Annotated in this window: 24 protein-coding genes and 2 tRNA genes; 13 read left to right on the top strand and 13 right to left on the bottom strand. The window is 70.2% G+C overall.

Annotated elements, in window-relative coordinates:
• Positions 1–106 precede the first annotated feature (106 nt).
• The 7 genes from QMK30_RS17960 to QMK30_RS17930 form a co-directional block, all read right to left on the bottom strand.
• A complete protein-coding gene (locus QMK30_RS17960; RefSeq protein ID WP_283519221.1) occupies positions 107–1,246 on the bottom strand; it encodes a DUF1906 domain-containing protein in 1,140 nt (379 codons plus the stop codon).
• Positions 1,247–1,298: 52 nt separating this feature from the next.
• A complete protein-coding gene (locus QMK30_RS17955) occupies positions 1,299–2,465 on the bottom strand; it encodes a lipid-transfer protein (RefSeq protein ID WP_283519219.1) in 1,167 nt (388 codons plus the stop codon).
• Positions 2,462–2,902, bottom strand: coding sequence for a MaoC family dehydratase (locus QMK30_RS17950; protein ID WP_283519217.1), 441 nt, complete (start codon positions 2,900–2,902; stop codon positions 2,462–2,464). The genes QMK30_RS17955 and QMK30_RS17950 overlap by 4 nt, the downstream gene beginning before the upstream one ends.
• Entirely contained in the window at positions 2,899–4,188 is a 1,290-nt protein-coding gene (locus tag QMK30_RS17945; protein ID WP_283519215.1) for an acyl-CoA dehydrogenase family protein, read from the bottom strand. The genes QMK30_RS17950 and QMK30_RS17945 overlap by 4 nt, the downstream gene beginning before the upstream one ends.
• A 1-nt stretch (position 4,189) precedes the next feature.
• A complete protein-coding gene (locus tag QMK30_RS17940; RefSeq protein WP_283519213.1) occupies positions 4,190–5,134 on the bottom strand; it encodes a bifunctional MaoC family dehydratase N-terminal/OB-fold nucleic acid binding domain-containing protein in 945 nt (314 codons plus the stop codon).
• Positions 5,127–6,353, bottom strand: a complete 1,227-nt coding sequence (locus QMK30_RS17935) for an acyl-CoA dehydrogenase family protein (protein ID WP_283519211.1) — start codon at positions 6,351–6,353, stop codon at positions 5,127–5,129. Before QMK30_RS17935 ends, QMK30_RS17940 begins: the two co-directional genes overlap by 8 nt.
• Before the next feature lie 220 nt (positions 6,354–6,573).
• The gene (locus QMK30_RS17930; protein WP_283519210.1) at positions 6,574–6,885 is read right to left on the bottom strand and encodes a hypothetical protein; all 312 of its coding nucleotides are present in this window, start codon (positions 6,883–6,885) and stop codon (positions 6,574–6,576) included.
• A gap of 321 nt (positions 6,886–7,206) precedes the next feature.
• On the opposite strand from QMK30_RS17930, the gene QMK30_RS17925 reads away from it, so the two are divergent.
• From QMK30_RS17925 to QMK30_RS17915, 3 genes are all read left to right on the top strand, one after another.
• Positions 7,207–8,175, top strand: a complete 969-nt coding sequence (locus QMK30_RS17925; protein ID WP_283519208.1) for a bifunctional DNA primase/polymerase — start codon at positions 7,207–7,209, stop codon at positions 8,173–8,175.
• A gap of 19 nt (positions 8,176–8,194) precedes the next feature.
• Positions 8,195–8,797, top strand: a complete 603-nt coding sequence (locus QMK30_RS17920; RefSeq protein ID WP_283519207.1) for a flavoprotein — start codon at positions 8,195–8,197, stop codon at positions 8,795–8,797.
• Positions 8,798–9,320: 523 nt separating this feature from the next.
• On the top strand, positions 9,321–9,995 hold the full coding sequence (locus tag QMK30_RS17915) for a hypothetical protein (RefSeq protein ID WP_283519205.1): 675 nt from the start codon (positions 9,321–9,323) through the stop codon (positions 9,993–9,995).
• Between the two features lie 168 nt (positions 9,996–10,163).
• On the opposite strand, the gene QMK30_RS17910 is transcribed toward QMK30_RS17915, so the two are convergent.
• Positions 10,164–10,238: transfer RNA gene (locus QMK30_RS17910), tRNA-Trp, on the bottom strand.
• A 148-nt stretch (positions 10,239–10,386) separates the two neighbouring features.
• Between QMK30_RS17910 and QMK30_RS17905 the strand changes: the two genes are divergently transcribed.
• Entirely contained in the window at positions 10,387–10,920 is a 534-nt protein-coding gene (locus QMK30_RS17905; RefSeq protein WP_283519203.1) for an NUDIX hydrolase, read from the top strand.
• On the opposite strand, the gene QMK30_RS17900 is transcribed toward QMK30_RS17905, so the two are convergent.
• A complete protein-coding gene (locus QMK30_RS17900) occupies positions 10,890–12,248 on the bottom strand; it encodes a helix-turn-helix domain-containing protein (RefSeq protein ID WP_283519201.1) in 1,359 nt (452 codons plus the stop codon). The genes QMK30_RS17905 and QMK30_RS17900 overlap by 31 nt on opposite strands.
• Before the next feature lie 749 nt (positions 12,249–12,997).
• On the opposite strand from QMK30_RS17900, the gene QMK30_RS17895 reads away from it, so the two are divergent.
• The 3 genes from QMK30_RS17895 to QMK30_RS17885 all read left to right on the top strand — a co-directional run bounded on the left by QMK30_RS17895 (position 12,998) and on the right by QMK30_RS17885 (position 15,235).
• Positions 12,998–13,153, top strand: a complete 156-nt coding sequence (locus tag QMK30_RS17895; RefSeq protein WP_283519200.1) for a hypothetical protein — start codon at positions 12,998–13,000, stop codon at positions 13,151–13,153.
• A 91-nt stretch (positions 13,154–13,244) separates the two neighbouring features.
• Entirely contained in the window at positions 13,245–14,456 is a 1,212-nt protein-coding gene (locus QMK30_RS17890) for a JmjC domain-containing protein (protein ID WP_283519198.1), read from the top strand.
• A complete protein-coding gene (locus QMK30_RS17885) occupies positions 14,390–15,235 on the top strand; it encodes an aldo/keto reductase (RefSeq protein WP_283519196.1) in 846 nt (281 codons plus the stop codon). The genes QMK30_RS17890 and QMK30_RS17885 overlap by 67 nt, the downstream gene beginning before the upstream one ends.
• On the opposite strand, the gene QMK30_RS17880 is transcribed toward QMK30_RS17885, so the two are convergent.
• Complete coding sequence (locus tag QMK30_RS17880) at positions 15,226–16,083, bottom strand: hypothetical protein (protein ID WP_283519194.1); 858 nt, start codon at positions 16,081–16,083, stop codon at positions 15,226–15,228. The genes QMK30_RS17885 and QMK30_RS17880 overlap by 10 nt on opposite strands.
• A 414-nt stretch (positions 16,084–16,497) precedes the next feature.
• Here QMK30_RS17880 and QMK30_RS17875 point away from each other — a divergent pair, with 414 nt between their 5' ends.
• The 3 genes from QMK30_RS17875 (at position 16,498) to QMK30_RS17865 (ending at position 19,347) form a co-directional block, all read left to right on the top strand.
• Positions 16,498–17,880 carry a site-specific integrase gene (locus QMK30_RS17875; RefSeq protein ID WP_283519192.1) on the top strand — a complete coding sequence of 461 codons (1,383 nt, stop codon included), beginning with the start codon at positions 16,498–16,500 and terminating at the stop codon, positions 17,878–17,880.
• Between the two features lie 118 nt (positions 17,881–17,998).
• Positions 17,999–19,189, top strand: a complete 1,191-nt coding sequence (locus QMK30_RS17870) for an IS701 family transposase (protein ID WP_283519189.1) — start codon at positions 17,999–18,001, stop codon at positions 19,187–19,189.
• Entirely contained in the window at positions 19,186–19,347 is a 162-nt protein-coding gene (locus tag QMK30_RS17865; protein WP_283519187.1) for a hypothetical protein, read from the top strand. Before QMK30_RS17870 ends, QMK30_RS17865 begins: the two co-directional genes overlap by 4 nt.
• A gap of 174 nt (positions 19,348–19,521) precedes the next feature.
• Here QMK30_RS17865 and QMK30_RS17860 read toward each other — a convergent pair.
• Positions 19,522–19,608 (bottom strand) — tRNA-Ser (locus tag QMK30_RS17860).
• Between the two features lie 42 nt (positions 19,609–19,650).
• Positions 19,651–21,129, bottom strand: coding sequence for a S1C family serine protease (locus QMK30_RS17855; RefSeq protein ID WP_283519186.1), 1,479 nt, complete (start codon positions 21,127–21,129; stop codon positions 19,651–19,653).
• A 264-nt stretch (positions 21,130–21,393) separates the two neighbouring features.
• Here QMK30_RS17855 and QMK30_RS17850 point away from each other — a divergent pair, with 264 nt between their 5' ends.
• The 3 genes from QMK30_RS17850 (at position 21,394) to QMK30_RS17840 (ending at position 23,999) form a co-directional block, all read left to right on the top strand.
• Entirely contained in the window at positions 21,394–22,200 is an 807-nt protein-coding gene (locus tag QMK30_RS17850; protein ID WP_283519185.1) for a glycerophosphodiester phosphodiesterase, read from the top strand.
• Positions 22,201–22,252: 52 nt separating this feature from the next.
• Positions 22,253–22,852 (top strand): ATP-binding protein, encoded by a 600-nt coding sequence (locus tag QMK30_RS17845; protein WP_283519183.1) that lies wholly within the window; start codon positions 22,253–22,255, stop codon positions 22,850–22,852.
• A 184-nt stretch (positions 22,853–23,036) separates the two neighbouring features.
• Positions 23,037–23,999, top strand: coding sequence for a DUF5926 family protein (locus tag QMK30_RS17840; RefSeq protein WP_283519182.1), 963 nt, complete (start codon positions 23,037–23,039; stop codon positions 23,997–23,999).
• Between the two features lie 293 nt (positions 24,000–24,292).
• Here QMK30_RS17840 and QMK30_RS17835 read toward each other — a convergent pair whose 3' ends face one another.
• Positions 24,293–24,880 carry a hypothetical protein gene (locus QMK30_RS17835; protein WP_283519180.1) on the bottom strand — a complete coding sequence of 196 codons (588 nt, stop codon included), beginning with the start codon at positions 24,878–24,880 and terminating at the stop codon, positions 24,293–24,295.
• Positions 24,881–25,050 lie beyond the last annotated feature (170 nt).

Below are 25,050 nucleotides of genomic sequence, written 5' to 3'. Positions count from 1 at the left end.
GGTTGTAGTGCTGGTGCCTGCCCCACCTCCTGAAGGTGGAGGGCGCACCCTTTTTCATAAGGGTCGAATCTCGGGGCGCGTGGGACAGGCGGGCCTTCTTCGCAGGTCAGCGGCGGATACGGGCGACCGGGGCGTCGACCTTGTTGCGATCGATGCTGAAGCGTCGGCCACCGTGCTTCTCCGTCACGTTGCCCGCGTACTGGTGGATCCGGCGGTGCGGGTGCCAGGCGCGCGGAGACAGCGCCCGCTCGCCGTACAGGGACGGCTTGGTGTGCCAGCGGGCGAACCACATCACCGTCGGAAGGTCCTTGGCCCCCGCCCTGCGGGCGCGCTCCACATGGCGCACCCCGGAGTCGGCGCTGCTGTAGAAGCCGGGGACGTATCCGTAGTGGCGCACTGTGCGGTTCCAGCCGCGCACGAAGTCGAGGGTGGTGCGGGCGCATCGGCTGTTGCGCAGGTCGTACGCCTCCATGTCGAGGTAGAGGGCGCTGCCCCGGTCCATGCCGTGCGCCTTGGCGCGCCGGACGGCGTGCGCGCCCTCCCGCTTGCCCTGGCGCCAGGGGGCGCGGCCCATCCTGACGGCCTTCTTGTTCCTGGCCAGCACGCAGGGCGACTGCGAGCCGACGAAGATGGGCAGCACGCGCCAGCCCATCTCGTCCACGGCGGCCACCCAGCGTTTGCTGAGGTTCGGCTGCTTGCGGCAGGCCCTGCCGCGACCCGCGTAGTAGACGCCGACCGCCTGGTAGCGGGAGGAACGCCAGGCACGCATGGTCGCGAGGGTGGGGGCGATACAGGTGTCGAAGGCCCAGCCACGGAAGTACAGGGGGCGGAGCGCTGAGGCGGGGGCGAGGGGCGCGGGAGCGGGCATGGCGGGCGCGTTGGCAGGGGCGGGCGCCTGGCCGAGTGCGGGTGCGGGTGCGGGTGCGGGTGCGGGTGCGGGTGCGGGTGCGGGTGCGGGTGCGGGTGCGGGTGCGGGTGCGGGTGCGGGTGCGGGTGCGGGTGCGGGTGCGGGTGCGGGTGCGGGTGCGGGTGCCTGCCTGTACGTGGGTACCCGCGCGGGCACCCATGCCGCTGCTGTCCGGAGCGTCGGCGCCGCTGATTCCGGTCCTGCCTGCGCTCCTTCCCGCACTCCTGCTTGCGATCCTGCCTGCGCCCGTGCCTGATGCGGTGCGATCGGCACACCGATCGTGACGGCCAGTACGAGCGCGTGTCCGAGAAGGCGCAAGGCCCACAGTCGTAGGTTCATAGGGAGAGTGAAGGTGCCCGCCCCGGCGCGGAACGGCTCCTACACCCCACCCTCAGCCATCCGCACCCAAGATCAACCCGGACGTGGGAACCCCGGTGCCCGCCGTGACCAGAGTCGTGGCCGCATCGGGCACCTGGTTCACCGAAGTGCCGCGCAGTTGTCGGACCGCCTCCGCTATGCCGTTCATGCCGTGCAGATACGCCTCACCGAGCTGACCGCCGTGCGTGTTCAGCGGCAGGCGGTCCGCGGCGACGAAGTCCGCGGCCTCGCCGGGACCGCAGAATCCGAACTCCTCCAGCTGCATCAGCACGAACGGCGTGAAGTGGTCGTAGAGGATGCCCACATCGATGTCGGTGGGGCCGAGGCCCGATGTCCGCCAGAGCTGACGGGCGACCACACCCATCTCGGGCAGCCCTGTGAGGCCGTCGCGGTAGAAGCTGGTCATCGCCTCCTGACGGCGACCCGCGCCCTGCGCCGCCGCCGTGATCACGGCGGGCCGCTGCGCGAGGTCCCTGGCGCGCTCGACGCTCGTCACCACGACCGCCTGCCCGCCGTCGGTCTCCTGGCAGCAGTCAAGCAGCCGCAGCGGCTCGACGATCCAGCGTGAAGCGGCGTGGTCGGCGAGGGTGATGGGCTTCCCGTAAAAATACGCCGCCGGGTTCCGGGCGGCATGCCGGCGATCGGTGACGGCGACATGGCCGAAGGCCTCGGGCGTCAGGTTGTACGTATGGAGATAGCGCTGGGCGGCCATGGCGACCCAGGAGGCGGGGGTGAGCAGCCCGAACGGCAGCGACCAGCCGAGCGCGGCGCCCTCGGCCGAGGGCTCGCGGTGCTGCACCCCGGAGCCGAACCGGCGCCCGGAGCGCTCGTTGAACGCCCGGTAGCAGACGACGACTTCGGCGACTCCGCTCGCCACGGCGAGGGCGGCCTGCTGGACGGTGGCACAGGCCGCGCCGCCGCCGTAGTGGACGCGGGAGAAGAAGGACAGCTCGCCGATACCGGCCGCCTGGGCGACGGTGATCTCGGGGTTGGTGTCCATGGTGAACGTGACCATGCCGTCGACATCGGCGGGCGTCAGCCCGGCGTCGCCGAGGGCCGCCCGCACCGCCTCGACGGCCAGCTTCAGCTCGCTGCGCCCGGAGTCCTTGGAGAACTCGGTCGCCCCGATGCCGACGATCGCCGCCCTTCCACCCAGTGTGTCGGCTCCGCGTACGCTCATCGGTGCCCTCCCGGAACGGCCGAGGGAGTGGCCGACATGGTGGCCGGCGAGGCGGCGGGCAGGGCGAGGCGCACTGTTCCGGTGACGTGGTTGCCGACCCCGTTGGCACCGACGACCCGCACCTCGGTGGTGCCGTCCTGGTCGACCGCCACCACGGTGCCCGTGAGAACCATGGTGTCGCCGGGGTAGTTGGGGGCTCCGAGGCGGATCCTCACGGCGCGCAGCCGGGCCTCGGGGCCGAAGTGGTCGGTGATGTACCGGCCGACCAGACCGTTGGTCGTCAGGATGTTCATGAAGATGTCGGGGGAGCCCTTCTCCCGCGCGGCCTCGGCGTCGTGGTGCACGTCCTGGTAGTCGCGCGAGGCGACGGCACCCGCGACGATCAGCGTGCGGGTGATCGGGATCTCCAGCGGTGGCAGCTCGTGGCCAACTTTCATACCGGCTCCTCCTCTTGGTCCCGCTGCTCTTGTCGGCTCGGCTTCTCTCCTCGGCCCGGCTCGACTTCCGTTGCCGTATCCGCCCCGGTTTCCATTGCTGTGCGCACCTCGGCCTCGGGGGCCAGTGCCGTATCCGCCTCGCCTTCCAGTGCCGTGTCCGCCTCGCCTTCCGTTGCCGCATCCGCCAGCAACCGCCCCAGCTCCGCGAGCACTTCGCTGCCGCAGCCCAGGTACGCGTCGAGCTGCCGGCCCCACAGGAAGTGCCGGTGGACGGGGTGTTCCAGGTCCGCGCCAGTCCCGCCGTGCAGATGCTGCCCGGCGTGCACCACCCGCTGCCCCGCCTCCGACGCCCACCACGCCGCGGTCAGCGCGTGCTTGGCGAACGGCAGGCCCGCGTCGTGGCGCCAGGCGGCCTCGTACGCCGTGACGCGTATCGCCTCGGTGTCCATGTACGCGTCGGCGGCCCGCAGCAGCACGCCCTGGTTGGTGGCGAGCGGGCGGCCGAACTGTTCGCGCGTGGAGGTGTGCGCGACGGCCCGCGCGAGGGACCCCGCGCACGCCCCCGCCTGCAGTCCCGCGAAGGCGACCCGGCTCGCCGCCAGCACGTGCTCGTACGCCCCGGGCCCCGGCCCGCCCAGCCGTTCGCCCGGCGCCCCGGTGAGCGTGAGCCGGCCCGCGGACCAGGGCGCGGTGGTCTCCACCGGCTCGACTCCCACGGTCGCGTCCGCCGTCGGTACGAGCCAGAGCCCCCGGTCCGCATCGGGGACCAGCACCCACGTGGCGTCCCGGAGCCACGGCACGACGGGCGCAATGCCGGTCAGCTTCGCGGTGGGCACCGTGCCGGTCGGGTCTGCGGCGGGCGCCGTGCCGGTCGGGGTGGCGGAGGCCGCCGTGCCGTTCGGCCTCCCGGGTGCGTCGGCCCGTATCGCCCCCCGCGCGGGGAACGCCCCGGTCACCACCACCGTGCCCGCACCGATCGCGGGCAGCAGGCGGGTCCGCTGTTCCCGGGTGCCGTGCGCGGCCACTGCGAGCAGCCCGTACACACAGGTCGCCGCGAACGGGACCTGCGCTGTGGTCCGGCCCTGCTCCTCAAGCAGCAGAACCAGGCCGAGCAGCCCCGTCTCCTCGACCGCCGCGGGCAGCCCGGCCGCGCAGAGTTCCTTCCACAGCCCGGCGTCCGTGCCGGTCCCGGCCGCGGTCAGCCTCTCGTGCGTCGACAGATCCCCGAATATGCGCGCCGCGAGCTCCCGCGCCGCCGTCTGCTCCTCGGTGGGTGTGAAATCCATGTCAGCCCGCGCCCCCTCTGAAGACCGGCAGCTCCAAATCCGCGTCGACGCGCAGGAATTCGAGCTGTACGGGCATGCCGATCCGCACCTTGTCGCAAGGCACCCCGACCACGTTGCTGATCATGCGCACGCCCTCGGCGAGTTCGATCAGCCCGACCGCGTAGGGCGGGTCGAAGGCCGGGAACGCCGGGCGGTGCATGACGACGTACGAGAAGACCGTGCCCGCCCCGCTCGCCTCGACCGTGTCCCATTCGGCCGCCCCGCACGCGTTGCACCCCGGGAGCCAGGGGAATCTCAGCGTCGCGCAGCTTTCGCAGCGCTGGATCAGCAGTCGGTGCTCGGCGACCCCGGCCCAGAATCCGGCGTTGTCCCGGTTGACGACGGGCCTGGGGCGCGCGGCCTCGGCCGGTTCCTTGGTCTTTCTCCCGGCCTCCGCTGGGGCGTACTTGAGGATGCGGAAGCGGTGCGTACCGGCGAGCTCCCCCTCGGCCCTGACATCCATCCGGGTCGTGACGAAGTGCCCGGTGCCCAGCTTGGTCGTCTTGCGCCCGGACACCGACTCGATCACCGCGTCGAACGTGATGCGGTCCCCGGGTCGCAGGTCCCGCAGGTACTCCTGCTCGCAGTCGGTCGCGACGACCGAGGTGCAGCCCGCGCCGTCCAACAGCTCGAACAGTTCGTCGTACGCGCCCGACCTGCCCGTGTCCCCCGAGAGACCGCCCATCGTCCAGGCCTGCAACATCGTCGGCGGCGCCACCGCGCCCGGCCCCGCGTACGCCGGGCTGTCGTCGCCCATCACCTCGCACCAGTGCCTGATCATGGGCTCGTTGACCAGGTCCTTGCCGACCCCGGAGGTCGTGGCGGCCTGCCCCTCGTACGCCTTCAGCCGCGCGTGGAAAAGCTGAAGCTCATCAGGCATCCGGAGTTCATCAGGATCGTCACTCATGGCGCGCCCCCTCCGTGGCCCTCGCCCGTTCCCTCTTCGGTCTGCGCATGCCGAGCCGCATCGTCGCCACGATCTCGCGCTGCACCTCGCTGACCCCGCCGCCGAAGGTGTTGATCTGCGCCGCCCGGTTCATCCGCTCCAACTCCCCGTCCCCGAAGGCGCCCGGCGAACCGGACCGCACCAGCCCGGCCTCACCCGTGACCTCCTGGCACATGCGGTACACCGCGACCGCGGCTTCCGTTCCCATGAACTTCACGCCGCTCGCGTCCCCCGGCGCGAGGGCGTCCGCCCCCACGTCCCCGACCAGCCGCCAGTTGAGCAGCCGCATCGCCGCGAGCCGGGCGTACGCCTCCGCCAGCCGCGCCTGCACCCAGGGCCGGTCCGCCGGCCGCTCGCCCGTGTCCGGGTCGGGGGTGGCGGCGTACGCCATCGCCTGGTCGTAACAGTCCTCGGCCTGCATCCCGATCGCCGCGAGCGCCACCCGCTCGTGGTTGAGCTGGTTGGTGATCAGTCCCCAGCCGGCGTTCTCCTCACCGACCATATTCGTGACGGGCACCCGGATCCCGTCGTAGTACGTGGCGGTCGTGGTCAGCCCGCCCACCGTCTCGATCGGCGTCCACGAGAAGCCCGGCGCATCCGTCGGCACCAGGATGATCGAGATGCCCTTGTGCTTGGGGGCCGCCTGATCCGTACGGCAGGCCAGCCAGATCCAGTCGGCGTTCTGGGCGTTGCTGGTAAAGATCTTCTGTCCGTCGATCAGCCACTCGCCGCCCTCACCGCCCGCATCTTCGGGGTTGCCGCCCTCGCGGCACGCGCGTGTGCGGAGTGAGGCGAGGTCCGTACCGGCCGAGGGCTCGGTGTACCCGATCGCGAAGACGATCTCGCCGCGCAGGATGCGCGGCAGGAAGAAATCCTTCTGCTCGGGCGTCCCGTACTTCATCAGGGTCGGTCCGACGGTGTTGAGCGTGACCATCGAAACGGGTGCGCCCGCCCGGTACGCCTCGTCGAAGAAGACGAACTGCTCGTCGGCCCCGCGCCCCTGCCCGCCGTATGCGACGGGCCAGCCGATCCCGAGCATCCCGTCGGCGCCGATCCGCCGGACCAGGGCGCGTTGCTCGGCCGGATCCTCGACGCGCCGCCCTTCCGGCATGACCTCACGGAAGTACGAGCGGAGTTCTGCGCGCAGCTGCCGCTGACGCGCGGTGGGAGCTAGGTGCACGGCGGTGGCCTCCGGCGACGTTACGGATCAGGATTTCTGACTGTCCGTCAGATCTGCGTGCGCTGTCAAGGTCGAGGACCCGGCCCGTCACGCCACCGAGGGCCCGCCCGCCCTTCCCCACTTCCTCCTCCACAACGGGAACGGCCCGCGCAACGGCGCCGAAGCACCGTCGCGCAGGCCGTCATTCACCCCGAGGCACAAGCCCCGACAGGGCCGCGATTCACCAGAGCTTGGTGAAGTTCACCGCAACGTTCTCGTTCGACTGGTCGATCACGGTGAAACCGGAGCCGTTCACGGCCGCGGTGTTGTTCTGGTTGGAGGCGCCGGAACCGGTCGCCACCTGCTGCGTGGTGGTGGAGTTTCCGTTGTTGTCGCGACCGACACCGCTGCCATTGACCGTGGCCACGCTCGCGTTGGATCCGTTGTTCGCAAAGGAGCCGTTGTCGGCAACCGCGACACCCGAGAAAAGGGCCGCCACGAGGGGCAGCGCGGCGAGAACGGCGAAGGTGCGAGCGGTACGGGTGGTTGCCATGTCAATTCCTCCAGGAACTGTGACTGGTAAGTACGGACTTTTCCGGGGCGGCCGGCCGACCGCTGCGGCGTTGGTCACGACGTCGCGAGATCAGACTTGCCTATCGAATCCCCGGCGAACCAGCCCGGACGGCCCAATTCCCCCTCAAGCGTGAGGACATGTCGATAAACCCCCTTCGCGCCCCCAAACCCCGAGCTCACGCCGGTCACGGTCGTCAGAATCCGGGCCGGGCAAGGGAAGAAGCGTTCCGCCACATTTTCGGCCAATCCGCCCCCTCCCCTCCCCCTTCCTTTCTTCGAATATTTGTACGAATATGAACGCATGGCCACTACCGACCGGCGCGCCGCCACCCTGGCCCTCGCCCACGCTCTCTCCGCCGCCGAGCGCGGGCTCCCCGTCATCCCCCTGTCCCGGACCAAGCTCCCCGCCCTGCGCTCCCCGCACCGCGACTCCGCCGATCCGATCGTGTGCCGCGGCGAGTGCGGACAGCCCGGACACGGCGTGCACGACGCCAGCACCGACCCCGCCACCGTCCGCGCCCTGTTCGCCGCCGCCCCCTGGGCCACCGGCTACGGCATCGCCTGCGGCCGGACCCCGCACCACCTCGTAGGCATCGATCTGGACACCAAGCCGGACCCGGACGCCACCGTCTCGGGCACCGGGGCGTACGCCGCCCCCTCCCCAGCCCCCGGCGCGCCAGGCCCCACCACATCAACCACCGCCGCCCCCGACAGCACCGCGGCCCTCCGCCACCTCGCCCTCCAGCACCTCTTCACGATCCCGGAGACCGTCGTGGTCCTCACCCCCAGCGGTGGTCGCCACCTCTGGCTGACCGCGCCACCCGAGGTCGTCGTCCCCAACTCCGCGAGCCGCCTGGCCCCGGGCATCGACATCCGCGGCGCCGGCGGCTACCTGGTGGGCCCCGGCTCCCTCACCACGCGGGGCATCTACCGCACGGCGCCGGGCACGGCGCACCTCGCCCCGGCCGCCTGCCCCGGCGCACTCCTACGCCTGATTGCGCCCCCCGCACGCCCTCACCACCCCACGGACCGACCCGGCCCCCACGCCGAACCGCCCGGACGCGGCCACGGCCTGGTCCAGTTCGTCCTCGCGGCGCACGAGGGGCAGCGCAACACCCGCCTCTTCTGGGCCGCGTGCCGTGCCCACGAGAACGGCCTCGGCCCCGCCCTCACGGACGCCCTCACCGAAGCCGCGGTCCGCACAGGCCTCACGGAACGCGAGGCCCGAGCCACCATCGCCTCCGCGGCCCGCCTCTCCACGACATCCTGAACCGAGGTCGCCGTGCAGGATGGCCACATTCGTCATGGCCGTCGTGGAGGGGTGGGGAGCAGTGACGTACGTAGCCCAGCGAGTGCTGGCGGTGGTGGGCTGTGCGGCGGACGGGGTGGAGCAGTTGCGCTCCGGGCTGGTGGAGCCCGCGATGGAGCGCGGCTGGCAGGTCGCGGTCACCCTCACCCCGACCGCGGGCCGGTGGCTGCGCGAGACAGCCGAGTTCAAGCGGCTGGAGAAGCTCACCGGCCTGCCCGTACGCGACGAACCCCGGCTGCCGTCCGAGGCCCGCCCCCACCCCTACGCGAACCGCTTCGTCGTCGCCCCCGCCACCGCCAACACCACCGCGAAGCTCGCCTGCGGCTTCGCCGACAACCAGGCCCTCACCCAGGTTTCCGAAGCCATCGGCACCCTCGACGTACCCGTCATCCTCTTTCCACGCGTCAACGCCGCCCACGCCCGACACCCGGCATGGAACAGCCACATCACCGCGCTCCGCCGCGCGGGCGTGCACCTGATCCACGGCCCGGACGTCTGGCCACTCCACGAACCCCGCCGCGCCCCGGCGGACCAGCAGACCCCCTGGCCGGCAATCCTCGCCGCGCTCGACACGGCCACCTAGAACAGTCCGACCGCCCTGGCGAGCGACCCGGCGCCAACAGAAGGCCGACAACAGAAGGGGCGCCTCCGTGACCGGAGGCGCCCCTTCTGCACTGCACATGCCTTGAACTACGCGGTGGGTGTGGGATTTGAACCCACGGTGACATCGCTGCCACGACGGTTTTCAAGAGGGTTCTGCCCTGGGCGCCGAATACGGGCCTGACCTGCCACTTCACCTTCCCGCACAAGGGCGTATCGGCCGCGTGGTCCACACGGGGTCCATAGCTTGCGCATGGTGACAGGGCCCAGTTCGCGAACACCCTGGCTGCGGCGAGAGGTCATGTCCCTCGTCGTGGTGTAGGGGATCAGTTCTCGATAGCGCTGGGGAACCTGGGCGAAACCCGTCTACCGAGCGACCAGCCGGGATAACCCGCGCAGGCGGCCGCGAGGCGCTCGGACAGCCGTTTGTGGCGGCGCGGTGGGGCGGTCAGGGACGTTGCCCGAACTGTGATCCGGCGATTGGGCGGGCACGTTACCGTGCCCGGATGACATTCGAAGATCATGACCAGTCGGCCCCCCGCACGAACGACGCCTGGGCCGACGCCCTGGCCCGCGCGGTGCAGCTCGCGCTCGCCACGCTGCGGTCGGCTCCCTCGGAGGCGGAGGCGTGGGACGCGACAGCCGGTTCGTTGGAGTGGACGTGCTGGGAGACGGCCGAGCACCTGGCGGACGACCTGTTCTTCTACGGCATGCAGATCGGGACGCCCGGCCTGCCGGCCGGAACCTATGTCCCCCTCGAGATGCACCGCCAACGGCCCCAAGGGCCGGTCAACATCCTCCAGGCCGATCGGGGGCCGGGCCCGTCCGGGCTGCTGACGGTCCTGGAGGCGTGCGGTGCGATGCAGGTCTCCCTGACTCGCACAACTCCCCCGTCGGCCCGCGCCCACCACGCCTCCGGTGCCTCAGACCCGGCCGGTTTCGCGGCGATGGGCATCGTCGAGACCCTTCTCCACACATACGACATCACAGCCGGCCTCGGCTTGGAGTTCACCGCCCCCGACGACCTGTGCGCACTGGTCCTCGGAAGGCTCTTCCCGCATGTGGAGAGCGACGAAGAGCCGTGGCCGACGCTGCTGTGGGCGACCGGGCGGGGTGCCCTCCCGGGGCGGGAGCGGCTGGAGAAGTGGCGCTGGTACGGGGAGGTCCGTGAGGCAGAGTGAGGCCCCTCGCGCTCGGAACCACGCGGGGTTGAGGAGCATCGCGCGTCAGCGAGGACTCCAGCGCCGAGCCTGCTGCCGACCCAGGCCACCAGCGGCCGGGGAGTCGTCCCGCTGAACCATGTCGGCGGACCTCGGGCCCCTCACCTCAGATCGGTTCCGGAAAGAAAGCGAAACCGGCTGGATCCGAACCAGCGTCCTCGCGATTTTGGAGACCGCGCGCGACGACCTCTGCGCTACGGCTCCGCCCCCAACGGCACCCTACGGGCCTCCGTTGCGACCTCACCTGTCACTCGGCATGGCATTTCGTCAGTGTGACGTGAATTAGCCCGAAGTTAGCGGGAGTTCGGTCGAGTTCTGCGATGCTGGTGGTCGATCGAGAGGGGCCGCAGCGATGCAGTGGAAGATCCACGGTGAACGTCCGATCTACGAGAACCCATGGGTGAACTTGTGGCTCACCGACGTCGAGACGCCGGACGGGCACCGCTGGGAACACCACGTCGTCAAGCTCCGCCACCTGGCCGTGGCCGCCGTGATCAATGACCGGCAAGAGGTCCTGATGATGTGGCGACACCGCTTCATCACGGACGCCTGGGCCTGGGAGCTGCCCATGGGTCTGGTGGAGGCGGACGAGACCCCCGGCGAAGCCGCCGCCCGTGAAGTCCTCGAAGAGACCGGCTGGCGCCCGGGACCGATGAAGCCGCTGATCTACGCCGAACCGGCGAACGGCATCACGGACTCCCAGCACCACCTGTTCCGCGCGGACGGAGCCACGTACGACGGTCCGCCGACGGAGAAGAACGAGTCCGACCGGATCGAGTGGATCCCGCTGGCCAATATCCGGGGCATGATCGACCGCCGCGAGATCGTCAGCAGCGGCGCCCTCGTCGGCCTGCTCTACGTACTCATGGACGAAGGCATCCGCTGACCCGGCGGCGGAAGCACCGCTCGTAGCCGGGCCTCGAAGGCAACCGCGGCCGGCACCTCGCGATAGGGCGCAAGCTGCTCGTAGAACTCGCGAAGGTGCCCGGTCACCCGCTCGGAGGAGACCGCGGCGGCCGGTACCAGCGCTTCGATCGCCGTGTGGCACGCCTGGTCGAGCTTGCCCCTCTGGAGCTGCGTACGGGCCAGCCAGAACGCGTGGAACGCCCGGCCTCGCTGGTTCGACGGGTCTTCCCGTGCCAGCCCGTCCGCGATGAGCGGTTCGGCAATCGCCGCTTCCCCGAGACGGCCGTGGGCGATGCCCGTGTCCACGATGAGCTTCGGTTCGTCGAAGTAGCTCACCCATGCCGGATCCGGATCGTGGGACTGGATCCGTTCGAACTGGCCGTGGGCCTCGGCAATCGCGGCGTGGGTGGACTTCCGGTCCCCCAGGGTGGCGTGGGCGAACGCTTCCCGCATCGCGAGCATGGCCCGCACCCTCGCTGTCGTGCCGGTCTCGGCGCGGGCCTGGTCCTGCGCTGCGGATACCAGGGCCAAAGCGTCGGCGGGCTTGTCCTGGTAGGTCGCTTGCAGGCTCATGCAGGCCAGTACGTTGGCCATGAACGGGCGGTCGTCGATCTCCTTGGCCAGTTGCAGGGCTTCCGAGAAGTACGCGCGGGCCTGCTGGTACCGGCGGGCGTCGAAGAACGTCCATCCGGTCAGGCGCGCCAGCTCCGCCGCGATGCCATACAGGCCGTTCTGTATCTGCGTCGGCCGGTGGTCCTTCAGCAGACCCTCAACGTAGCGGAGCTGCCCCACGACTGCCGGCCGAAGCGTCTCGCCACCGTGCTCGTCGTCGCGACGCCAGTAGTCCTCGATCGAGGAACGCAAGGCCCGGAGCGTCGACGGGCTCGGGTTGGTGCCAGCGGCCAGAGCCAGGATGCTGTCCACCTCGACGCCGGGTAACCCGGTAAGGAGCTTCGGAGCGGCGTTCACCTCGACGGCGTCGGGTTGTTCCCGCTGCGCGACGACCAAGGCCGCTGGCGTCTCCCAGGTGCGCCGTGCCAGACCGAGCATGTGTCCGGGTACGCGCAGCCCGTCCGCGATCCGCTCGATCACGTCCATGTGCAGGAGCTGCCTCCGGCCCGCGATCACCTCGCCCACTCGGCTCGGTGTCAGCTCACACTGCCGGGCGATCATCGACGGGTAGATGCCTGCCCTGGCCTTGACCAGCCGAAAGATCCTCGCGAAGTCACGGACCCGGCAGGCGTCGATCATCTCGGGATCGGTGAGCAGGCTGGGCGGGAGTTCCTTCGTGCGTCCTGACTCGGGCATCGGTCACGCTCCGGAGGGAGGCTACGGATCGCTTCAAAGTCTCAACCGAACGTGATGGTACCCAAGTTGGGTAATCCACTGGGCCTTTCTGGCCCAGCGCTCCGATCGCGATCCTTCTACACATGGCGAAGCGACCGAGGACGACCGCCTTGAGTAATTCGGCGGGTACTCCTGACACAGAGCGAAAGGCCCTCGAGGATCTCCCTGACCTGGGCGTCAAACCCCGCGTCCTGATGAGCATGCGGGTATCGCGGGACTCGGGCCGGACGTGGTCGCCGAGCACGCGGATCTTCGAGGGTGATCCATTCGACATCCTCTCCGACCCCGGCCGCTACCCCCCGTGCGAGTGCCCCCGCTGCGGCGGTGCGTCCTCGTCGGCCCGCGCCCTTCGGCCGGCGTCCATCACGCGAGGGACGGCGTAGTGGCCACCTTCGGGCGGTGAAAGCGCCGTTAGAACAGGACTCCCGGGTACGTGGTCGAGCACTGTGGGGCTGGCGCCAACAACTCGCCGTGCTCCTCTACGCCGCTGCCGTCACCGTGCTGGTGGCCGCCTTGGCCAGCGCCGGCCATCCCAGCCGCTGGCCGGCAACCAGCTCCCGGACTGAGAAACCCGTTCGCACGGGCCGTGGCCCTCATGCCACCCCCAATCTCCTCACAGGCCCGGACACGAGTGGGCTGGTGAGGCACGCCCCAACGGGGCTGGGCCGACACCCGTCGACCCTGGACGACCAGGAAGAGGAGACACGCACATGGCAGCGCAGAAGGAAGACCTCCTGATCAGCGTCGAACGCCTGATCAAGGTCCAGGACCGCTTCACCGCGGCGGCGGCGGAGTCCGACTCCACCGGTACCTCCTCGGGCGACGACGGCGAGAACCGCGACGGGCTGAATCTCCCGCAGGAGTAGCCCCAGCAGCACGCCGCAGCACCAAACCGGGGGCTCGTCATCTACGGCGGGCCCCCGGCTCTCACCCCCATGACGCAGACCGGAGGAATACGTGGACCACCACTTCGTCACCGCACTGGAAAAGGCCCTCGGCTGGGACGGCCCCGGAAAGCTCGGAGCCGCTTTCGCCCGGGGGACGATCGAGGACCTTGGTCTGCTCGATCGCCTGCTCAACCCCACGAAGCTGCTGGAACTGGTGATGCGCCGCAGCGTCACCACCCCGCAGTTCCGCATCTTCCAGGGCGGGGCCGAACTGCACCCCGGCCGCTACATCAACCCCTCCGTCACCCGGCGGGGACAGGCCATCCCGATGGCTGACATGCGCCGTGTCGGCGGGCTGATGCGCGAGGGCTGCACGATGGTCCTGGACGAGGTCGACTTCTTCGACCCGGCCATGGAGGCCGCCTGTCGCGCGCTCCAGTGGTGGGCTCGTGAGCTGGTACAGGTGAACGCCTACCTGACCACCCAGGACGCCAGCGGCTTCAACCTCCACTGGGATGACCACGACGTCGTGATCGTCCAGCTCGCCGGCCAAAAGAGCTGGGAAGTCCGCGGCTCCTCGCGCAAGGCGCCGATGCACCGCGACTCCGCCCCCAACGGCGAACCCAGCGACGAGATCGTCTGGCAGGGCGTCATGGAGCCCGGCGACGTGATGCACATCCCGCGCGGCTTCTGGCACCAGGCCACCCGGGACGACCAGGGCGACGGCTACAGCCTGCACGCCACCTTCGGCATCCTGAAGCGCGTCGGTGTGAACTGGCTGGCCTGGCTCGCCGACCAGGCTCGCACGCAGGAGCTGTTCCGGTACGACCTGGACCGCTGGAACACCCCCGGCCAGTGGGAGGGACAACAGCTCCTCTTGGCCGACGCCGTCGCCGAAATGGCCACGAAGCTGACCCCGCAGGACTACTTCCATGCCCGCGAGCGGGAACACCTGGCCGCCCGGCACGTGCCCGCCACCGGCCTGTTCGGCAAGCCCCGGGCCGTCGTGTGCGTCACCGACTTCGAGCCCGTGATCGAGCAGCAGGGCGACACCGTGGACGTCCTCGCCGCAGGCAAGAAGCTCACCTTCGCCGGCAAGGCATATCCGGCCCTCGCCCTACTGCTGAGCGGCCACCCCGTCGACATCGCCGAAGCCGCCGAGAAGACCGGCGTGGACGTGGAACAGCTCGCCGAAGTCCTGCTGAAGGAGGAACTGTGCACGGAGCTGACCCCCGCCTTGTCCTCGGCCTACACCGATCTCGTCACCACCGCGACATCCTGACCGCCGCACTCGACCTCGGCGTCACCCACCTGGACACCGCGGCTCCCTATCTCGGGTTCCGTTCACACACGGTGCTGGCCGAAACCGCGGCGGACCTGCTGCCGAAGTTCACCCTTTCCACGAAGGTCGGCTTCTTCCAGGGCCTGGACGGTACGGAGCACTCCCTCGACCCGGGCCGGCTGCGCCTGGCCGTCGCGAAGGCTGCCCGGGACCTCGGCAGGGAACCTGACACCGTGCTCCTCCACAACCCCGAGCGGAGTCTCGCGGGCCTGTCGCCGTCGGTCGCCCACGCCCTCCTCTACAGCGCCTGTACCGCCCTGGCCAACGCCGCCCGCGACGGCTTGTGCCGCGCCTGGGGTGTGGCCTCCTGGGACACCCGGCCAATTGGCATGGTCCGGGTGGAGGACCTGCCGTCTCCGGACGTCCTCATGGTTCGGTCTGGGTTCCTCGTGGGCATTGACGTCCTCGATGCCACGTCCGTCCTGCGCACTGCCTGGCTTCCGGGCGAGACCTGGGGGATGAGCCCCTTCGGCGGCGGCAGCGGGAAGGTGTGGCAGGACTTTGACCCTCGGCCCTTCCTGCGGCGACCCCACGATGGCCTTTCCCGCATGCAGGCCGCGTTCCGGACCGCGTTCCACCTGCCGAGTGCTGCCGCTGTGGCGGTCGGCACCGACGACCCCGGACACTTGGCCCAACTGGTCCAGTCCCTGGGTGCCACGGTGCACTCCGCCGCTGTCGGTCAGTACCTGCGGGCCCTCCACGGGCGTCGTCAGAGCTGAAGCTCGGCCACCAGGCGCTGGGCCTCTTTCTGGGCGGGCGCCAGTAGCGGATCTTCCTCGTGAGCGTGTGGTCCGACGATCTTCGAGAGGAAGAACAGCGACATCAGCTTGCCGTCCCGGCTCTCCAAGTCCGCACACCGCTCGCGGTGGATGCGATCCGCGAGTGCCGGGACGGCCAGTGCATTGCCCCACAGCGTCGCAGCGTCCAGGCCGCGGGGCGCCATGCCCCAGTCCTCCCAGTCGATGATGGAGAACCCTGGTCCCATCACGTTGGCCCAGGTCAGATCCGCGTGCGCCGGCGCCCAGCGCTCGATCCGCGTGTCAGCCACGCTGGGAAAGACTTCTCCGAGCGCGTGAGTCACCAGCTCTTGCGTGATCGTCACCGTGTCCGGAGTCGCGATCCTCGGCGTCTGCTGCTCGGCAAGGGCGTCCAGCGAGGCGTTCAGCGCCTCCCACCAGGCATCCGGCAGGCCAGGGTCTTCGAGCACGAGGGCGCCCTTTGCGATCGACGGCGAGTCGATCAGCTCAAGCTCGTCCGCCCGCCACATCACCGGTTCGCCTGGCTCCCGCCACGCCACGCCCTGGTACCACTCGGGCATCGCGACCCGTTGCAGGACAGCGGCGGCCTCGGTCCCGTTCCAGCCCTGCGGTCCGATCCGCTCGAATCCCCGCCGCTCGATCCGCACCCACGTGCCCCGCTCCGTACGGCCCCCCAGGGAACGGCGCTTGCGTACGAGCCCTTGCCGATCCACTCGTACGTGCAGGGCAGCCTCCACGCGTTCCAGCACGCCTTCGACCGGCTGACGGCGGAGATCCACACGGGCGGCAACGGGCAGGGGTGCAGTCATCGCAACCTCCTTGACGAACGGACGACCGTAGCAGGAGAGGGACAGCCGACACGACCTGTTCGTCAACACGGCGGTGCGCTACAACTCATGTGCTCGCTCTGGCCGTTGGCACGGACAGCGCCCACCTTGCCATCGCGGGCGGCCGGAGCGGGTTTGGCCGGTGTCCTGTTCGGGTTGGGGTCGGGCATGTTCAGGGGGCCTTACGCTGTCCGGCAACTCGGGCAGGCTTTGATCCTGCCCGGAATTTGATCGAGTGGCCCCCTGGACTTGCCCGACGCGGGCCCCGAGTCGAACAGGTGAGTAAAGCCGTGGAGGCCGCCAGCCCCGGCCACTGCTGGGTGGACAGCAATCCGCGCTGACCTGTGCGGGTTTGGTGAACATCCCGTCCCTCCTGGCTGTGCTCGCCGTGGGCGATTGGCCTGGTTCTTCCGGGCTCTGGCTCGCGCCAACCGCGCGGCGGCCTACCAGCTCCGCTGGCGTGTCGGCATCCGGCCGTTCTCCAAGAGCTACAAGATCAAGGCACAGGCTGACGGTCGCCGCTCCGAGCTGCTCGCCGCCCTGCGCAACCGCGAGCAGTTCGACACGGACAGCGGCCTGCCGGCCTCCGAGGTCCTGGCAGCCCTGTCTCCTACCTGGTACACCCACGCACGGGAGTACGCGGCGATGAAGTGGCCGACCGCCTCCGCCAAGCATCGCGCGAGCATCGCGGACGCTCTCGCCACCATCACTCCCCGCCTGGTCAGGGACAACCGCGGGGCACCTGCCCCCAGGGTTCTCCGCACCGCGCTCTACTCCTGGGTATTCCGCTTCATGCTCAACGAAGCCGGAGAGCTGGTGCCCCGTGTCACTGCCGAAGATCCGCCAGAGGACATAGCGGCGGCTCTCGACTGGATCGGCCGTAAGTCCGTGGACATCACCGCCCTGAACACCCCGGCGGTGGTCCGTTCCGCGCTCGATGCCCTGGCCCTCAAGCTCGACGGGAAGGTCGCCGCCGACAACACCGTGAAGCGGAAAGTCCCAGTGTTCAGCAACTGCCTCCGGTACGCGGTAGAGCTGGAACGGCTCGCGTCCCTGCCTCTCAACCGTGTGGACTGGACACCGCCGGAGACTGACGATGAAATCGACTTCCGGTTCGTCCCCGGGCCAGCACTGGCCAAGAGGCTGATCACCGCTACGGGCGAGCAGGGGAAGCGGGGCCGTCACCTGAGAGCGTTCTACGGCTGCCTCTACTACGCGGCGAACCGCCCTGGTGAAGCCTCCAACCTCAAGGAGGACGCCTTCACCCTCCCCGAGGAAGGGTGGGGCGAAGTCCTGCTGTCGACCAGTACTGCTCGGGTTGGCTCCGGGTGGACGGACACGGGTGAGTCCTTCGACTCCCGGGGGCTCAAGAAGCGGGCACGGAAGGCAACGCGGGCAGTACCCATCCCGCCTGTACTGGTCCGCATGATCCGTGAGCACATCGAGGAGTTCGGGGTGGCTCAGGACGGTCGGATCTTCCGAGCAGCTCGGGGCGGCGGCCTCCTCAGCAAGGAGTACGGCGACATCTGGAAGGCTGCCCACCGTGCTGTCCTCACCGAGACGGAGGTGCAATCCCCTCTCGCTGAGGTCCCGTACTCGCTCCGAGCCGCCGGCGTCTCCCTCTGGTTGGCATCTGGGGTCTCCCCGGCCGAAGTCGCCCGTCGTGCCGGCCACAGCATCGCCGTGCTGTTCCGCTTCTACGCCAAGGCGATCCAGGGTACCCAGCACCACAGCAACCAGCAGATCGAACGGGCCCTCGATGCCGACGAGGAGGGGTAAGCAGGTCGAGATGAAGAACTAGTACTACAGCCGGTGCTTCACATGACGTGACGGCGATTGGCTCGTTGCTCCGTTCGTGAGACTGAAATTGCCGCTTGGTGTGGCGCGGACGGATGAGTTGAGCGATGCCGAAGTCCGGGCATTGGAGAAGGAGTTGGAGGCGCTGTGCGCCTCGGTGGACGATGTGTTCGCGCGCCCGGCCTCCCGGGAGAACCTGCGGGCGATGGTGCGCGGGCTGCTCAGCGAGGTGCCGCGCAAGAACCTGTGGCAGCTCGCGGAGGCTGCCGGCCACCCCAACCCGGACCGGTTGCAGGGCTTCCTGGCCAAGGCCGCGTGGGATGCGGACGAACTGCGCGACCGGGTCCGCGCCTTCGCGGTCGCAGCCCTGGCCGCCGACGACGCGGTGCTGATCGCGGACGAGACTGGCGACATCAAGAAGGGCACCAAGACCGCCGGTGTCCAGCGTCAGTACACCGGAACTGCGGGCAGGGTCGAGAACGCCCAGGTCAGCGTGCACCTGTCGTACGGATCCGGGAAGGGCCGCACCCTGATCGGCAGCGAGCTCTACCTCGGCGGGAACTGGGCCGGCACCACCGCGGAGCACGAACACCGCTGCGCCGAGCAGGGCATCCCGCCCGAACGCGCAAGCACGGTGGCCACCAAACCGGAGCTGGCCCGGCGGATGCTGGAGAGCGCGGTGGCGGCCTCGGTGCCGTTCACCTTTTTCCTGGCCGACGAGGCCTACGGGCAGTGCCGTGCGCTGCGCGCCTGGCTGGAGGAACGCCAGATCCGCTACGTGCTCGCCATCCCGAAAAACGAGGTGCTGCCGCTGCCCGACGGGCGTACCCGGCAGGCCCCCGAGCTGTGGGCGCTGGTGCCGGAGCATGCCTTCGAACGCCGGTCCTGTGCGGACGGCGCCAAGGGTCCCCGCGAGTACGACTGGGCCTCCGTCCAACTCGCCTCCACCTCAGCAGGATTGGAGCGACACCTGCTGATCCGCCGCTCGACCGTGCCCAACAAGAAGGACAAGAAGACCGGCGAACTCGTCCGGGAGATCGCCTACTTCCTGTGCCACACCCACCCGGACACGCCCCTGGCCGAGATGGTCGTCGCCGCCGGACAGCGCTGGACGGTGGAGGAGTCGTTCCAGGTCGCCAAGGGACAGGTGGGACTGGACGAGCACGAGGTACGCAAATGGTGCTCGTGGTACCGGCACACCACCGTGTGCATGCTCGCCATGGCCTTCCTGGTCACCGTCCGGAGCCGGCTTATACCGGCCCCGCCGACAACACCCGACCCCCGACCGTGAACGAGATCCGCCGCTTGTACGACCGGATCGTGCTCGCTCCCGCCCGCACCGCCCGGACCTGGCTGGCCATGCACTGGCACCGCTGGCGCACCCGCCACCAATCCCGCGCCCGAACCAGCCACTACCGCACCCGAGCTGCCCGCGCTCACTCACCGTGAAACCACCGGCTGTAGTACTAGCCGCGCCGAGAGGCCAGGGCCCGGTCCATGCCTGGTCCACGCGCGGTGATCCAAAACGGCGCAGGAGCGGTTCAGGGTGAGACAGGGCACACGACGAAGGGGCGCCTCTGGTGAGGGGCGCCCCTTCTGGCCTGCGCATACGCTGGCCTGCTGCGGTGGGTGTGGGATTTGAACCCACGGTGACATCGCTGCCACGACGGTTTTCAAGACCGTTCCCTTAGGCCGCTCGGGCAACCCACCCCGCGCCAGCGCTGTGCGGTGACGCGGGGACAGCCTAGCCGGTCAGCTGTCGTCGCCCTTGCGCTGGCCCAGGGTGACATCGACCGTGGAGGACTTGCCGGCGCGCTCGTACGTGAGCGTGACCTTGTCGTCCGGCTTGTGGGTCCAGATCTCGCTGATCAGGGTCGGGCCGCTCTCGATCACGCGGTCGTCGAGCTTGGTGATGACGTCGCCCGCCTTGAGCCCCGCCTTGGCGGCCGGGCCGTTCGGCATGACCGCCGGGGTGTTGCCCGCGCCGCTGTCCGCGACCTTGGCGCCGCCCGTGCTCTTCTCGTCCATGGCCACCGTCGCGCCGATCACCGGGTAGACCGGCTCACCCGTCTTGATCAGCTGCTCGGCGACGGTCGTGGCCTGGTTGACCGGGATCGCGAAGCCCAGGCCGATGGAGCCCGCCTGGGACTGGCCGAAGCCGCCGGAGCCGCCGCCGGACTGGATGGCCGAGTTGATGCCGATGACCGCGCCGCGCGAATCCAACAGCGGGCCGCCGGAGTTGCCCGGGTTGATCGAGGCGTCGGTCTGCAGGGCGCTCATGTACGAGGCCTTGCTGCCCTGGCCGTCGCCCGAGGCGACCGGACGGTCCTTCGCGCTGACGATGCCGGTGGTGACCGTGTTCGACAGGCCGAAGGGGGCGCCGATGGCGATCGTCGAGTCGCCGACCGCGACCTTGTCCGAGTCGCCCAGCGGCAGCGGGGCCAGGCCGGACGGGGCGTTCTTCAGCTTCAGCACGGCCACGTCGTAGCCCTGCGCCCGGCCGACCACCTCGGCGGCGTACTTCTTGCCGTTGGAGAAAGTGACGGACAGTGCGCCGCTGTCGGCCGCGGAAGCCACCACATGGTTGTTGGTGACGATGTGGCCTTCCTTGTCGTAGACAAAGCCGGTGCCCGTGCCGCCCTCGCCGTCGCCGCCCTGCGCCTGAATGGTGACGACGCTCGGCAGCGCCTTGCCCGCGACCGCGGCGACCGTGCCGGGCTCGCGCTTGAAGTCCTTGAGGTCTCCGGCGGCGGAGACGGTGGTCGAGTCGTTGGGGTTGTCGTTGCGCTCCGCGGCCCAGTAGCCGAAGCCGCCGCCGACGCCGCCCGCGATCAGCGCGGCCGCCAGCACCCCTGCCACCAGGCCGCCGTTGCGCTTCTTCGGGGCCGGGGGAACGGGTGCCATGGGCGCACCCCACGCGGGGCCGCCGCCGTGACCGCCGATGCCGACGTCACCGCCTCCGTACGAGGGGTACACGGGCGGCGGCGGGGGCCAGCCGGCGCCCCGGGACTGGGTCTGCGGCGCCCCTGCGGGCACCGGGCCGGGCTGCGGGGCGTGCGCGGGCTGCTCCCGCGCGGTGGCCGCCGACGGCCGCTGCCCGGCGTCCGGGACGGGCCCGGCCCCATACCCGGGCTGCTGTGCCGCAGTCGCGGAGTCGGGCTCGGGAGCGGCCGGTGCGGGAGGTGCGGACGGGGCGGCCGGAACCGCAGTGCCCTCGTTCTCGGTGCTCACAGCTCTCTTCTCCTCGGTCCCACATCAGGCTGGGTCTGGATGTCCCTGTGTGAAGTCTTTGTCTGAGTCTCGTCAACGTCCACCTGTGCAAGTGTCCGCTGTCAGCTTTTCCCACCGAGCGTCAGCGCACGGTAAGCAGTACCTGTGCGTCCACCGATCGTCCTTTATATCGGACAAAACCGGCGAACCTTCAAGGCGTCCAGCAGGCCTCGCCCCAGGTCCCTCAGGTGCGCGCCTACCCCGTCTCGGTGACACCATGACGCGGTGACCCACGCACGGCAGCACACCACTCAAGTCGTCGCTCACCGGGGTGCCTCAGAGGACGCCCCCGAGCACACCCTGGCCGCGTACATGAAGGCGATCGAGGACGGCGCGGACGCCCTCGAATGCGATGTACGGCTCACCGCGGACGGACATCTCGTCTGCGTGCACGACCGCCGGGTGAACCGCACGTCGAACGGCCGCGGCGCCGTCTCCGCCCTCGAACTGGCCGATCTCGCCACCCTCGACTTCGGCTCCTGGAAGGACCGCGAGGAGTCCCCGGACTGGGACCCCGGCCGGGGCGAGCTGACCTCCGTACTCACCCTGGAGCGGCTGCTCGAACTGGTCTCGGACGCCGGGCGCCGCATCGAGCTGGCCATCGAGACCAAGCACCCCACCCGCTGGGCCGGCCAGGTCGAGGAGCGGCTGCTCCTCCTGCTGAAGCAGTTCGGCCTCGACGCACCCGCAGCGGACGAGCCCTCGCCCGTACGCATCATGAGTTTCTCGGCCCGCTCCCTGCACCGGGTGGCGGCCGCCGCGCCCACGGTCCCGACCGTCTATCTGATGCAGTTCGTCTCGCCGCGGCTGCGCGACGGGCGACTTCCGGCCGGTGCGCGCATCGCGGGGCCCGGCATGCGCATCGTCCGCAATCACCCCGGATACATCGCGCGGCTGCACCGCGCGGGACACCGGGTGCACGTCTGGACGGTGAACGAGCCGGAGGATGTCGAGCTGTGCGTCCGCCTCGGAGTCGACGCAATCATCACCAATCGCCCGAAGCAGGTGTTGTCGCAACTCGGTCGCCTCTGACGACGGCTACAGGGAGTGCACCGGCGCATTCGTTCCGTACTCGATCGTACGAGTGCGTCACTGCTCAACGCTTGGCCGGTTTCCGGTCCAGGCCATTGGGGCATTCACTCGGTGGCGTGGGGCGAAGGAGGTCTCGGGGGTGGCGTTGGTGGTGGCACAGGAAGTGCCCACGTCGTCGAGCATGGCCGTTCCCCACGGCCCTGCGGGCGTGGGCACTGCAAGACGTCGTATGCGTGATGAATTGCACGGAAATGGGATGACGGAAGCGGTCATTGACGATGCCGTACTGATCCTTTCCGAACTGCTCAGCAATGCCTGCCGCCATGGCAGGCCGCTGGGACAGGCGGAGGTGGGGGACGGCGACATCCGCGCCGCGTGGCGCGTCGACCCGGCTGGTGCGCTGACCGTCGAAGTGACGGACGGCGGTGGTCCGACCCGACCGGTTCCGGCCACACCGTCGGTCACCGCGCGCGGTGGTCGCGGGCTCAACATCATCAGTGCGCTGGCGCGGGACTGGGGGGTACAGGACAACGCGGTCGGAGAGGTCACCGTGTGGGCTGTGGTCGGCGAGAGCAATCGGCGCGAGGATTTCGCTACGCGCGTCGCCGCCCCCGATCTAACCTTCGCCGACGTCCTCGACGACCTGGACTGACCGCGATGGACTGACCGCCATGGATCAACGCCCGGACCGGACGAGCCGGGGGTACGCGAGCCCCAGGGCGCCCGGCGCCGGACCGGGCGCGGGGTCCCCGCGCCCGTCGGCGGACGATTCCCGCCCGGCGCAGCGGCTAGGCTCGCGCCCGACACAGCACTGCCGTGAACGGGAGAAGCCACGCATGGCCAAGAAGCGCCTCCAGACCAAGGCCAAGCCTCAGGTGACCAGCGGGGAGGTGCCGGTGGTCGGGGCCCGCGAGCCCTGCCCGTGCGGTTCTGGCCGTCGCTACAAGGCCTGCCACGGCCGCACCGCGTCGCACGCCGTCACCGAGCTGGTGCAGCGCCCCTTCGAGGGCCTGGCGGGCGAGGGCGACTGGGTCGCGCTGCGCGAGCTGGTGCCCGCCGCGACCGTGCCGCTGACACTCAAGGACGGGCTGCCCGACGACGTCCCCTCGGTGACGCTGGCGACCGTACTGCCGATGGCCTGGCCCGCGCTGCGCCGCGACGACGGCTCCGTGCTGCTCGGCCTGCAGAACGACACGCCCTCCGGCGACCTCAGCCGCGACCTCGCGGACACGCTCCGGCGTGCGCTGACCACCGAGCCGGGCAACCCGGTGGTGGCCGAGCGCGCCCCGGCGGACGGGCCGCGCCTGCAGGACCTGCTCGACCCCGACGCGGCCTTCGAGCCGGTCGTGCACTCCGGCTTCGAGTTCTGGGTGCCGGACTCGGAGAACGCGGCGCCCGAGGTCGGCGCCTCCCTGGAGCGTGCCAACGCCGCGGCGATCCCGACGGTCCGGCTGACCGGCGTCGACGCCGCCTACTGGTGCGAGGCCCCGGGCAGGAACCACCTGCGCTGGGTCATGCCGTACGCCGAGGACCAGCTCCTCGACGCGCTCTCGCGGCTGCACGCCACCGGTACGTCCTCGCTCGGCGAAGGTACCCGGCTCGTCGGCTCCTTCCGGGCGCACGGGATGGTCGTCCCGGTCTGGGACCTGCCGAGCACGATGACGGCCCAGGACATCGAGAAGCCCGCGGCCCAGCTCGCGGAGCGGCTCACCGCGGCGCTCGCCTCGGACGCCCCGCTGACCGCCGAGGAGCGCCGGGCGCGCGGCGGGCTCACCAACCGCCAGGTCACTCTCAGCTGAAACCGACCGTCGGACCCGCGGGCCCGAACCCCGGCCACCCGCGGGCCCGCAGTGACGGCCGGCCCGCGGGGACGTTTCCTGCCGGGTGATTGGTGATTCCCGTCACAACTCCCTGCGGTGGCAGGTAAATCCCTGTCCGAATTACTGAGATCGAATTTGCTAACCGCAGATCTCTTGTTACGGTTCTAGGAGCCCGGTCGCTGGTGCATCCCCCGTCGCCAGCGGCCGGGCGTTCGACGTTCCGGAGCCGGCGCCGGTGTTTCCCCCACCCGGCCGCCCATCACCTCCGGGTTTCAACTACTTGCGGACCTCGCCGAGTTGCTACCCGAGCGCAGCAGCAGCGGCCCGTCCCCCCGCGCGGCGAACTCCGAGACCGCCGTGTATTGCGCGGCCTTTCCGTCGATCGGTTCACGCGGCGTTTCACACACCCCGGGTTCGTCCTCCGCGCCCACCGCGCAATGCATCTGCACGGTCCGGTTGGCGGGTCCCATCAGAGTGAGTACGGCGCGCAGTTCCTCGCCCGTCGCATTGCGGTAGTATGCGCGCGCCCAGGTGTTGTCGCCGTCGGTCAGTACACACGTCTGCGCCTCGATCCCCTCGGGCGAACTCAGTTCGGGACCGCACTGCGCGGTGCTACGGGGCGTGGTGCCGGGTGCGCCGGGCGTGTCACCGGCCGCCCCTGCCCCGGCCGACGGACCCCCGATGTCACGTGCGCCCTCCGCCACGGCCTCGGGCGACGGCCTCGGCGAGGGGGTGGTGCGGGGCGCGCCCTTGGCGTCGTCGGGGGCGGGGGCGGGCTCGGGCTCCGCGGATGCGCCGGCCAGCGGGAGCAGGACGGTGAGCACCACCACGGCCGCGATCCCGATCGTGCGGATGTTCATGGGGGGTCCCACCTGTCAACTGCCTGGGAAATCCTGACGGTGGCCCGAAGATATCGACGTACGGCAGGCACTCGGGCAGCCGCGCGCCCAATTCCCCGGAACTCGGCCCCTGCTCACACCCGTACGAGTGAGTCGCCCGGCGTGTCGTCGTAAATCCCGCTGGGCCGGAC

It is taken from the genome of Streptomyces sp. H27-C3 (assembly GCF_030063415.1).
In the GTDB taxonomy this organism is placed as follows: domain Bacteria; phylum Actinomycetota; class Actinomycetes; order Streptomycetales; family Streptomycetaceae; genus Streptomyces.
Note: the sequence above shows the minus strand (reverse complement) of the source record. Positions and strands in the feature narration are given on the sequence as shown.